This window comes from Saccharicrinis fermentans DSM 9555 = JCM 21142 (genome assembly GCF_000517085.1).
GTDB lineage: Bacteria > Bacteroidota > Bacteroidia > Bacteroidales > Marinilabiliaceae > Saccharicrinis > Saccharicrinis fermentans.
Map to the genome: position 1 here is coordinate 5,765,085 of NZ_KI912107.1, position 11,358 is coordinate 5,776,442.

Genomic DNA, 11,358 nt, shown 5'->3' on the forward strand with positions numbered 1-11,358 from the left:
CTCGTTTCATATGTTTGTATCGTTGTGCTTGCTGTATTTGCTTAGCTTTTGGTAGGTGTTTTTAAATCTTATTTGTAGCAGAATACTTCCTGCCATTAAGCCAGTGAGGTATCCAATCCAGATGCCTACTGGACCTAAATTTAATATGAAGGCGCAGATATATGAAATGGGTAGTGCCCATATGATCCAGATAATAAATGCGATTACAGTAGGCATTTTTACATCTTCTAATCCTCGCAAGCTGCCTAGCCAAACCACCTGTAAACCATCGAATAACTGAAAAATACCAGCTACAACCAACAGCTTGGATGCAATGGAAATCACATTTGGATCAGCCACAAATAGGGTGGGTAAAAAGTTGCGTAATGAAATAAAGAGAATGGCTGTAAAGACCATAAATATGATCACCTTATGTATAATGGCATAGGCCGCATGCTTTAAGTGATTCCATTCTCCTGCTCCTAGATAATTGCTTACCTTGATGGTGGCTGCAGACGCTAAACCGGTGGACATCATGTAGGTGACGCTGGCTATGGATATTGCAATTTGATGGGCTGCTATGGCTTTTTCACTGATCCATCCCATCATGATGGCGCCCATGCTAAAAGCAAAGACCTCAATGACCATTTGTCCTCCAATGGACAGTCCTGTTTTTATAATGGAGAAAACTTCTTGTATGTGAACTTTTGATTTTATAAAGGCTTTTTTGTAACCCTTAAAAAAGGGTAGGTACATAAATGCTGCCACAAAAAGTAAGGGCATAATAATTCTTGAAATAAGTGTGGCCCAACCAGCACCATCAATGCCTAGCTGGGGAAATCCTCCCTTGCCAAAAATTAATAGGTAGTTAAGCCTTAGGTTAATGATGTTGGCAGCAAGGGTGATGATCATGGCAATTCTGGTATTTGCAATTCCTTCGGTAAATTGTTTGAATACCATAAAAATACTGAAGGGAAGAATAGATGAAACCAGAATTAAATAGTATGAGTTGGCCGTTTGTATCACAGCTTCGTCTTGTCCCATATAGGGCATGACGAAGGAAATACCATACATAACAAGTATCTGTAGTAATGCAAAAATAAGGTTTGCAGCTAAACCTTGTTTTAACCAATAACCGCATTGGGTTGAGTTGGCTGCACCGTGTGCTTTTCCTATTAATGGGGTAATGGCAATGGATAAACCAATATTGACCACCAGTCCAATGATAAAGATGCTATTGGCAAAGGATACCGCAGCCAACTCGGTTGATCCCAGCTGTCCTACCATAATAGTGTCAGCCAAGCCAACTACCATTTGTCCGGCTTGTGATAATACCACAGGCAAAGCCAGTTTTAAATTAGGCCAATAGTGGGGTGAGTATTTTCGGTAAAAGGATTTGTTTAAATATTTTAGCATCATACATTTAAAAGGCCAAATAAAAATCTTTTGTTAAGATTTTATATTCTTCTGAATATTGGTGTCTTCCGAACATTTCTATAATAAGTTCATTTTGTACTAATTGTTTGTGCATAAATGAAAATTCCAGTATCACTCTTTTGGGCGCTTTACTTGGGGTTGGTTTAACTCTTAATATGTTGTTTAAAATAAGTTTATGATAGCTGGCCAGCTGATGTATGCTTTCCATCTCATCGGCTGGCAAAATTACACAAAATCTTCCTGTTTTCGACAGGTTTTTAATCACTCCTTGTATTAACTCGTGATAGCTTAAACTATCGGTATGTCGAGCCTGTGCTTTTTTTTGACATTGATTTTTTAATGCATGGTTGAAATAGGGAGGATTGCTGACAATGAGATCGTATTTTAGCTTGGGTTGATACGATTGTAGATTGCCATGAATGGCTTTTAATCGTTTTTTCCAAGCCGATTGCTGAAAGTTAATGAGGGCTTGCTGATAAGCTTGGTCATCTATGTCAATGGCATCAATGATGGCATGGTGGTTTCTTTGTGCCAGCATTAAGGCAATAAGGCCTGTTCCTGTTCCGATATCTAATATGTGTTTTGCTCCTTCAACAGGAGCCCAAGCGCCCAGTAAAACACCATCGGTACCCACTTTCATGGCGGCCAAATGCTGATTTACGGTAAAATGTTTAAAAGTAAAGTAGTTGTTGGCCATTGTTAAAATTTTTCAAAGACACCTAATCCAAATAGTGCATAATCGTACTTAATAGGGTCGGTGGTATCGAACTTTCGTAAATTATTGGTGATTTCTTCCACCGCTTTCCAGTCGCTTTGTTTTCGGGTTAATAGATTTAGTTTTCTTCCTACATTGCCGGTATGTACGTCCAATGGCAGCATTAGATGTGCGCTATTTATTTTTTTCCAGAGTCCAAAATCCACCTTCATCTTATCTTGCCTGACCATCCATCTAAGATACATGCAAATGCGTTTGGCAGATGAGCCCTTAAGTACATTAGCTACATGTTTGGCGGTTCGTTGGGGGTCTTGAAATGATATGAATATCTTTCGAAAGTGAGCAATGGATTCTTGAATGTTTTGGTTGGGCAGATAGCCATCGGTGAAAACAGTCTCTAGTCCTCCATGGTTTAAGTAGATGTTGCGTAAGGCTTTTAGAAAATACCGCAAGTCTGCACCATTAAAAGTACGGTATACCGGACCGTCGGGGATGGACTCCACATCACCATCTATTACAAAATTGAAGGGTTCGTGCTGTAGTTTGTCTACTATTCGATGGCCGGCTTTAAGAATGGCCTGTCGTTGTCCCCACGAAATGGTAGCGGCGATAAAACCAGCTATCTCAATGTCTTCTTTTTGTGTAAAAAGTTTAGGTATGGATATGGGGTCGGAGGCGATGAATGAGGGCGCATTATATTGTAGTACTTTTTCGTCTAAAAAAGTTTTAAGTTCTTGGTGCTTCATCCGTAGTTATAGTACAAATCCATCTTTCATTTTAATTTCTCGATCGCTCAGGTGAGCCAGGTGAAGGTCGTGGGTTACGATCACAAATGTTTGTTTAAATTCGTCTCTCAACTGAAAAAATAGTTTGTGTAGTTCTTCTTGGTTTTGAGAATCTAAGCTTCCGGTTGGCTCATCAGCAAAAACGACAGCTGGATTATTGATGAGCGCGCGGGCGATGGCCACTCTTTGTTTTTCTCCCCCGCTGAGCTCTGCAGGTTTATGTGTTTCTCTGTTATTAAGCTGTAAAAAAGATAGAAGGTAGCGTGCTTTTTCTTCACTTTTGGCTTTGTTTTTTCCTGCAATCAGTGCGGGTAGTGTGATATTCTCAATGGCATTAAACTCCGGTAAAAGTTGGTGGAATTGAAAGACAAATCCAATGTTCTCATTTCTGAATTGAGCCAGTTCTTTTTCAGACAAATCGCGGATGGAGGTATTGTTAATGATCACATCGCCGGCGTTGGGTTTATCCAAGGTGCCCAGGATCTGCAAAAGGGTGGTTTTTCCGGCACCGCTGGGGCCTACAATGGATACTACTTCACCACTATTAATATCTAGGTCAATGCCTTTTAAAACTTGCAGATCACCAAATTGTTTTTTTATGCCTCTTGCTGAAATCATTTGCGTTGTTTGTTAGGTAAAAAGTATAATCATATATAATATATAGGTGCATATCATAATGAGGCCTTCCCATCTTGTGATGATGCTTCGCTTCATGGGCAGTAATGTTAAGAGTAGTAATATTGCCACTCCTATCATCCACCATATATCTACCGATATGAGTTCTTGAGAAACACCAATGGGCTTGAGTATGGATGTTATACCTAAGATAGCCAATATGTTAAAAATATTAGATCCGATGATATTGCCGATGGAAATAGCGGTTTCTTTTTTTAAGGCGGCTATGATAGATGTAGCTAGTTCTGGTACACTGGTGCCAAAAGCGACCACTGAAATACCAATGACGCGTTCACTAATATTAAACCCTTTGGCTATTTCAATCACACCTTTTACCAGCAATTCAGATCCGAAATAGAGACCTATGGCAGCGATAGACAGTAATCCAATAGCGGATATCATTTTCATGTCAGGAGCCAGGATGATCTCTCCCGATCTACCCATCTTCTGGCGTGATTTATATACCGAATAGAACAAATACAGGGAAATAAAAACCATAAACAGGATGCCTTCGTACAGTTCTAGTTTGTGATTTTGCACAAACAATAGAAACAGGAGGGAGGCGATGAGCATGATAAGCCAATCAAAGAAAACAGAGCTGTCTTTTTTAACACTAATGGGCATGATTAGCGCTACCATGCCGAGTACCAATGCTATATTGGCAATGTTAGATCCGATGACATTCCCAACAGAGATGTCAGGTACACCATCAAATACGGCGTTAAGACTGACGATTAGTTCCGGAGCTGATGTGCCAAAAGCAACTACCGTGATACCTGCCACTAAGGTGGATATTTTGAAATGTCTGGCAATTTGAACGCTGGCTTTCACCAACCAGTTGCCACTAAAAAAAAGCAGGACAAATCCTGCTAGTACCATTAAAAATGCCATCTTATTTTTTCTTGTCTATTTGGTTTGCTTCGAATTGGTTTTCTTGGGACGTGGCTGCGCCATACTTTTAATATCTGATTTAGCTTCTGGTTCGGGGCTATTTTCTTCCAGTGTATGAGCTGCTTCCGGGGTGCTATTTTCCTCTTCATCTATCTCCTCGTAGGGATCATAGTCCTTGGTTTCTGAAATAGTATCACCTATCTCATGGATGTGATGGTTGATATCCCTTTTGCTTTCTTCCAGGTCTTGTTTAAACTCGTCGGCCCCTTCTCTAAACTCACGTTTAATATCATCGGTTGCTCTGCGGAATTCATTCATACCTTTACCTAGCATTCGGGCTAGCTCAGGAATCTTATTGGCGCCAAACAATACCAATACCGCAACCAACACGATAAAAATTTCTCCTCCTCCAAATGAAAACAAAGCAAAATACATATTTTTATTTTTTTGTGTATTTAATTAGCCCAAAGATAATAAAAACAAAACACCCTTTAAACATAAAGGTTTAAAGGGTGCAAGTATTATAAGTTAATGGAAGCTTATTTCTTAGCTTTCAGGTTCTTTTTATTTCTAGCGTCAATAACAGAAAAAGCAACAGGAGTTGCGATGAACAATGAAGAGTAGGTACCAACAACAACACCTAGCATCAATGCAAAAACAAAACCTTGAATTACTTCACCTCCAAATAAGAAGATCACCAATAATACTACAAAAGTAGTTAACGATGTATTGATGGTACGACTAATTGTGGAGTTAAGAGCTGAATCGACTACTTCTACCTTATCGCGTTTAGGATGCAATCCTAAATATTCTCTGATACGGTCAAATACAACCACGGTATCATTGATTGAGTATCCAATTACCGTCAATATGGCCGCAATAAAGGCCTGGTCAATTTCAAGACTAAATGGTACGATGCTGTATAGCATAGAGAATACGCCCAGTACAACAATCACATCATGCATCAAGGCAATCAAGGCTCCTAAGCCATATTCCCAGTTGCGGAAACGGATAAGTATATATAAGAAGATTACAAGAAGTGAGAATGCAATTGCACTATATGCTTTTGTTTTAATATCAGTAGCAATGGTTGGTCCCACCTTTTGTGAACTCATACGGTAATCATTGATGAACGCTTCAAAAGTTACATCGGCGCCTAAAGTAGTTTTTAATCCATTAAAGAGTTTTTCTTCGATGGTATTGTCTACTTCCGTTCCATTCTCTTCAATCATAAAGTTAGTAGCAATTCTTACTTGATTTTCACCACCAAAAGTTTTTACTTCAACGTGAGCTCCTTCAAATTCTACTGCCAATGACTTTTGAATATCTGATGCAGAAACATTTTCATCAAAGCGAACCACATAAGTACGTCCTCCAGAGAAGTCGATACCTAATTTGAGTCCATGCATAGCTAGTGAGGCAATACTAGCCAGAATAACAACTCCGGAAATAACAAAGAATGCTTTCTTTTTCTCCAAGAATTTAACTTTGGTATTCTTCATGAATCCATTGGTTAGCTTGGTGCCGAATTTAACGTCAATCTTTTTACCCAATAACCATTCATAGGTTAAGCGCGTGATAAAGATGGCCGAGAAGAAGGATGTAGCAATACCAATCATTAGTGTAGTTGCAAAACCTTTAATTGGGCCTGTACCAAAAATAAATAGAATGATACCTGTTAAAAAGGTGGTTATGTTGGAGTCAATAATTGCTGAGAATGCGTTTTTATAACCATCTGTGATTGCCAGACGAACACCCTTACCAGCCGACATTTCCTCACGGATACGTTCGTAAATAAGTACGTTGGCATCTACCGACATACCAATGGTTAGTACAATACCTGCTATACCTGGTAGTGTCAACACCGCACCAAAGGAGGCTAGCACACCCATGATGAAGAACATGTTCGCCAATAGCGCAAGGTCAGATACCAATCCGGCTTTGAAACCATAGAAGAAAATCATGTATAATAACACGGCAAGGAATGCCCATAGGAACGATGAAAGGCCGGAACTAACAGCCTCAGCTCCCAAAGAAGGTCCTACTACAGTATCCTCTACAATACGCGCTGGTGCAGGAAGTTTACCTGATTTTAATATGTTGGCAAGGTCTTTTGCTTCTTCGGGAGTGAAGTTTCCGGTTATGGAACTTCTACCACCTTTAATTTCTACGTTTACGGTAGGGTAACTATATACGTAACCATCTAAAACAATAGCTATTGATTTGCCTATGTTTTCTTTGGTAAGTCGAGCCCATACGTTGGCACCTTCGGTGTTCATACCCATGCTGATTTCATAGTCTCCGCGTTGCCCTGTTTCGGCACGAGCACTGGTCACCACATCGCCTTCCAAAGGAGGACGGCCGTCTTGACTTGATACCTTTATTGCTAAGAGCTCATAAATCTCCTCTTTGCTGGTTGTTCCGTCGGCTAGTTTTCTTTTAGGAAGTGGTTTTACTCCCCACATAAATTTCACATTCTTTGGAAATAAAGCACGTACGTGTTCGTTTTGTAAGTAGGCATTTACCTTTGATGTATCTTTGGCCAAGGAATAACCAACAAGTGGTCCTTGTTGACGTTGATTGGGCGTAAGAACGCTAAAAAGTGACCTGCTCATCTCTTGAGCAGCCAATGAGTCAACTTGAGTGCTGTCAGCATCCAACTGGCTCAATAGATCGCTGGTAGTATCTTCTGCAGGTTTAACAGCCTCTGTTTCCTGTGGTGTTGAACTTACTTGGTTTGCTTTTTCCAGTTCAGCCTTTGCTGTTTCTATTTCAATGACTTTTTGATTGGCATTAATCAAGTTCTGAACCAATTCACTAATTTCATAGGTCTGCCAGAATTCCAGACTTGCTGTTCCTTGTAATAGTTTACGAACCCTTTGAGGATCCTTAACTCCGGGAAGCTCAACCAACACACGACCTGCTTTTTCAAGTTGTTGTATGTTAGGTTGTGTTACACCAAAACGGTCAATACGTGTGCGTAGAATATTAAAGGCATTGTCGATAGCACTGGACGCTTCTTCTCTGATCACCTTGATAACATCTTCATTGGAAGTGTTATAGTCGATCCTGCCCTTTAGTTCAACAGTGTTGAAGATGGCTGCTAATCGTGCTTCGCTATCTAACTCTTTAAACGCACTATAAAATAGTGTGATAAAATCTTGCGATGTTGTTTTTTCCTTTTGTTCAGCTATTTGTAAAGCCTCGTTAAATGTAGGGTCTGTGTTGTAATTGGAAAGGGCTTTTAGGATATCGGCCACTTTTACCTCAAGGATAAGGTTCATACCCCCTTTAAGGTCAAGACCAAAGTTGATTTCCTTTTCTTTACACTCTTTGTAAGTGTATTTCCTTAATCCTAAGAAATTGTATACTGGTTCGTTAGCAATTGAATCCAGATAATTGATTTCTGCTTGCGGATCGCCCAATGCAATTTCTTTTGCCTCATTTTCCACCTGTCTGGTTTGATAGGTAAATATCAACTGATATAAGCTTACCAAAGCCAGAAGGATGGCAAAAACCCTGATTGCTCCTTTGTTTTGCATCTGTACTTAAGATTTATTTGTATTGTAGTATTAAATTTGATTCTATTCACTAGAATTGCGCAAATATATTGTTTTTTTTTAGAAATACCTCCTGATATATTATAAGCCTATTTATTTAGATTTGATTTGTTCTAAATTAATGGAGAATATATGTTCGTCAGCATGCCTGATGCTAATAGATGGATGCATACCTTCTTTATGATTCCATATCTACCGGACTTGCGTGAACGTTTTTGCTCGAATGTGCCAGCACAAGTACAAAGCACATGACCCAGACCATGAGTGATGTTACCATCATAAAGAATAATGGCATGCGGCTATAGTAGGCAAAGCCATTGAGCCATAGTGTAACCACAAAAAAGGATACGGGTATAGCAAGGAGAATGCCAGGTAGTATATATTGACTGATTGACATAAATAGTTCCCATAATATCTGTTTAGGATAGGCGCCTATCATTTTTCTTGTTCTGAATTCTTTATCTTTCATTTCGCATATATATACCGAGAAAGCCCTGAGTCCCAACCAAGCTACCAACATTGATAAAAGCATAAAGACCAGTGATATTTTTAAAACAAGGGTTTCTTCTTTCAGGTTATCGGATAATACACTGTTGAGCATTTTATACTCAAAGGGGTCGTTATCTGTAAATTTGTTCCATTGTAAGTTTATTTGTTGAATGACCTGTTTTATGTCTTCTTTGGCATTTACCTTGATAAGAAGATTGTCGTAATAATCATTTTTAGAAAAATTTTTTAGCACCAATGGTCTGATGGGGAATTGAACGGGTTCAAAATGAAAGTTTTTCACCACTCCTTTAATGGATGATTCATGGGGATCATTGCTGATTATTGTCATCCGCTGCCCCAGGGGCTTGTTCATATGCAAAAACTCCTGTGCCTTTTTGTTGATGACAAGTTCAGAAGTATGGTTATCTGTGTTATACCATATGGAACCGGCTTCTAGTTTGATGTCGAGAGTTTTAAAGAAGTCTTTTTCAACGTAATTTAGAGGGATTAATACAAGTTTATCGCCGTTTTTGCTCGTGTATCTAATGGAATTAAGAGAAGCTTTTTTGCCGGGTAACACCGCACATGCCGATACTTCTTGTACCTTGGGGATGGATTTGATTTGTTCTTTAAATTGGTCGAATTTTTTACCGATGGAATATCCTCGTTCTACCACTACAATGTTGTTGCTGTCGAAGCCCAGGTCTTTCTTTTTCAAGTATTGAATTTGCCATATCATTGACAAACAAAGAATAATCAGGAAGGTTGTGACAGTCATTTGAGCTGCAGCCAAAGCGCCGCGTACTATTACGCCCTTTTTTTTGGGTTTAAATCCATCTTTAAAAATAGAGGCTTCCTTTAGTCGAGAGAAGGAAATAGCTGGATAAATACCCGAAAGAATACCTATGAAAAACGTGAGTAAGATGACGTATAGCAGATCGATACGCCCTTCTCGCCAATTTAAGCTTAAGTGTAGTTTGAATAAGGAATTAAATGCCGGTAACAATAGTTCCACCATGACTAAGCCCATAAACAGGGCTACAAAACTATATGTAATGGCCTCTACCATAAATTGCGTCATAAGCGATTTGCGGTTGACTCCCACTAATTTGCGAACGCCTATTTCTTTGATGCGTATGGAGGCTCTGGCAGTTGTTAAATTCATGAAATTGATACAAGTGATCAGTAACACAAATATGGCCAGTGATAGAAATAAAGCAACGTAGATGAATTTGGAATTGGCTTCTAACTCATCGTCTAGATTAGAGTGTAAATGGATGCTTTCTATGGGCTGGAGGTGGAAAGAAAGCGACCTGATTGTATGTACAATGCTGTCGTTCTTTTCCATGTGATCGGCCACCTGTTGCTGTACCTTCTTGTGCAGTTCTTTTTGTATCTGTTGCTCGAGCGTGTTAATGTCTTGGTTTTTGCGGATCACAAAGTAGGTGTACCAATTTATTCTTAACCAATTGGGCTGTTCCTGCTGGTAGCCTTCGTTTTGTGCTTGGTATAGTTGCTTGATAGATTGCTGAGAGGCTATAAAATCGAAATGAAAATGGGAGTTGGCGGGTTGTGGCCTGCAAACGCCTGATACGTAAAATTGCAAACCATTGTCAAGTTTTAATAGCTTACCTATGGGGTCTTCATTTCCAAAATATTTTTTGGCAATGGGAGTGGTGATAATGATGTCATCGTCTTCGTTTAAAAGGTTTTGGGTGTCTCCTTTTATAATAGGAATGTTAAACACAGAAAAGAAACCTGTGTCTGCGTAAAAAAAATTGTCTTCGTTAAATTTTTTTTCCTTGTAGGAGACCAATTTGTTGGTTCCCCTTACTAATTTTACAGCGCTTTCTATTGCTGGAAATTCCTCCCGAAGAAATCCGGATAGCGGCTCAGGTGTCATGGCATTGCTAAAGGGATTTCCTCCAATATTACCCTTTGTAATTACCCTGTATGTTCGGTTGTTTGATGTGTATGTTTTGTCGTAGGTGAGTTCGTAACGAACATACATTAATACAAGTATGCTGATGGTGATGCCAATGGACAAGCCCATTACATTTAAAATAGCATCTGATCGGTTCTTGAAAAGTGATCGAATGGCTACTTTTATATAGTTGATGATTAGTTCCATTCTTGTTTTATTACATTGTCCAACAGCAAATGTCCATCGAATAACTGAACGAGTTTTTGGGCTCTTCCTATGATTGATTTTGCATGCGTGAATAGGATGAGTGCTGTGCCATTGTCATTAATTTTTCCCAATACATCTAAAATTTCACTGCCGTCTGCTGAGTTGAGATCTCCTGTAGGCTCATCGGCAAAAATCACGGATGGACGAATCACCATGGCTCTTGCTATGGCCACCTTTTGTTGTTCTAATGCCGATAGTTCATGGGGATAGTTCTTTTTTCGGTGCAATAAGTTCATCTCACCGAGCAATATTTTAACCCGTTCTGTTCGTGCTCTCTTTTTTATCTTTTGGTATAAAAGAGGTAATTCAATGTTTTCGGAAACGGTTAGTTCATCTATTAGATTGGCTTCCTTAAATACATAACCAATCTCTTGCCTGCGTAAGGCTAATCTTTCTTTGTCACTTAGGTGGCAAATGTCCTGCCCCTTAAAATGAAGACTCCCTTTGGTGGGTTTGTCTAAAAAACCTAAAATATTTAGTAGTGTTGTTTTTCCTGATCCGGACGGACCTAGCACCATCAAGTACTCTCCGGCATTAATCTCTATGTTGATATTGCTTAATACCGTCGTCGTAATTTGTCCTTTTCTATATTCTTTTGATATTTCTATCGCTTGTAACATAAATTATTTCATATAA

The 11,358-nt window shown here is 39.2% G+C and carries 9 protein-coding genes; all 9 read right to left on the reverse strand.

The window, feature by feature from the left end; translation table 11 throughout:
• Positions 1 to 6: 6 nt before the first annotated feature.
• Entirely contained in the window at positions 7 to 1,398 is a 1,392-nt protein-coding gene (locus tag CYTFE_RS27965; protein ID WP_235208277.1) for an MATE family efflux transporter, read from the reverse strand.
• A gap of 4 nt (positions 1,399 to 1,402) precedes the next feature.
• Positions 1,403 to 2,113 carry a tRNA1(Val) (adenine(37)-N6)-methyltransferase gene (locus CYTFE_RS0123515; protein ID WP_027473821.1) on the reverse strand — a complete coding sequence of 237 codons (711 nt, stop codon included), beginning with the start codon at positions 2,111 to 2,113 and terminating at the stop codon, positions 1,403 to 1,405.
• Between the two features lie 2 nt (positions 2,114 to 2,115).
• On the reverse strand, positions 2,116 to 2,877 hold the full coding sequence (locus tag CYTFE_RS0123520) for a TIGR02757 family protein (protein ID WP_027473822.1): 762 nt from the start codon (positions 2,875 to 2,877) through the stop codon (positions 2,116 to 2,118).
• A 6-nt stretch (positions 2,878 to 2,883) separates the two neighbouring features.
• On the reverse strand, positions 2,884 to 3,534 hold the full coding sequence (locus CYTFE_RS0123525; RefSeq protein ID WP_027473823.1) for an ABC transporter ATP-binding protein: 651 nt from the start codon (positions 3,532 to 3,534) through the stop codon (positions 2,884 to 2,886).
• Between the two features lie 12 nt (positions 3,535 to 3,546).
• On the reverse strand, positions 3,547 to 4,482 hold the full coding sequence (locus CYTFE_RS0123530; protein WP_027473824.1) for a calcium/sodium antiporter: 936 nt from the start codon (positions 4,480 to 4,482) through the stop codon (positions 3,547 to 3,549).
• Positions 4,483 to 4,497: 15 nt separating this feature from the next.
• Positions 4,498 to 4,917 (reverse strand): Sec-independent protein translocase subunit TatA/TatB, encoded by a 420-nt coding sequence (locus CYTFE_RS29705; protein ID WP_154665723.1) that lies wholly within the window; start codon positions 4,915 to 4,917, stop codon positions 4,498 to 4,500.
• A gap of 104 nt (positions 4,918 to 5,021) precedes the next feature.
• Positions 5,022 to 8,024, reverse strand: coding sequence for a protein translocase subunit SecDF (secDF, locus tag CYTFE_RS0123540; RefSeq protein WP_027473825.1), 3,003 nt, complete (start codon positions 8,022 to 8,024; stop codon positions 5,022 to 5,024).
• A gap of 196 nt (positions 8,025 to 8,220) precedes the next feature.
• Positions 8,221 to 10,662, reverse strand: coding sequence for an ABC transporter permease (locus CYTFE_RS0123545; protein ID WP_027473826.1), 2,442 nt, complete (start codon positions 10,660 to 10,662; stop codon positions 8,221 to 8,223).
• Entirely contained in the window at positions 10,653 to 11,342 is a 690-nt protein-coding gene (locus CYTFE_RS0123550) for an ABC transporter ATP-binding protein (RefSeq protein WP_027473827.1), read from the reverse strand. Before CYTFE_RS0123550 ends, CYTFE_RS0123545 begins: the two co-directional genes overlap by 10 nt.
• Positions 11,343 to 11,358 lie beyond the last annotated feature (16 nt).

Bases quoted from the DNA above. Each gene is read 5' to 3' on its own strand.
- CYTFE_RS27965 (WP_235208277.1), bottom strand. From the start codon at position 1,398: ATGATGCTAAAATATTTAAACAAATCCTTTTACCGAAAATACTCACCC.
- CYTFE_RS0123515 (WP_027473821.1), bottom strand. From the start codon at position 2,113: ATGGCCAACAACTACTTTACTTTTAAACATTTTACCGTAAATCAGCAT.
- CYTFE_RS0123520 (WP_027473822.1), bottom strand. From the start codon at position 2,877: ATGAAGCACCAAGAACTTAAAACTTTTTTAGACGAAAAAGTACTACAA.
- CYTFE_RS0123525 (WP_027473823.1), bottom strand. From the start codon at position 3,534: ATGATTTCAGCAAGAGGCATAAAAAAACAATTTGGTGATCTGCAAGTT.
- CYTFE_RS0123530 (WP_027473824.1), bottom strand. From the start codon at position 4,482: ATGGCATTTTTAATGGTACTAGCAGGATTTGTCCTGCTTTTTTTTAGT.
- CYTFE_RS29705 (WP_154665723.1), bottom strand. From the start codon at position 4,917: ATGTATTTTGCTTTGTTTTCATTTGGAGGAGGAGAAATTTTTATCGTG.
- secDF (WP_027473825.1), bottom strand. From the start codon at position 8,024: ATGCAAAACAAAGGAGCAATCAGGGTTTTTGCCATCCTTCTGGCTTTG.
- CYTFE_RS0123545 (WP_027473826.1), bottom strand. From the start codon at position 10,662: ATGGAACTAATCATCAACTATATAAAAGTAGCCATTCGATCACTTTTC.
- CYTFE_RS0123550 (WP_027473827.1), bottom strand. From the start codon at position 11,342: ATGTTACAAGCGATAGAAATATCAAAAGAATATAGAAAAGGACAAATT.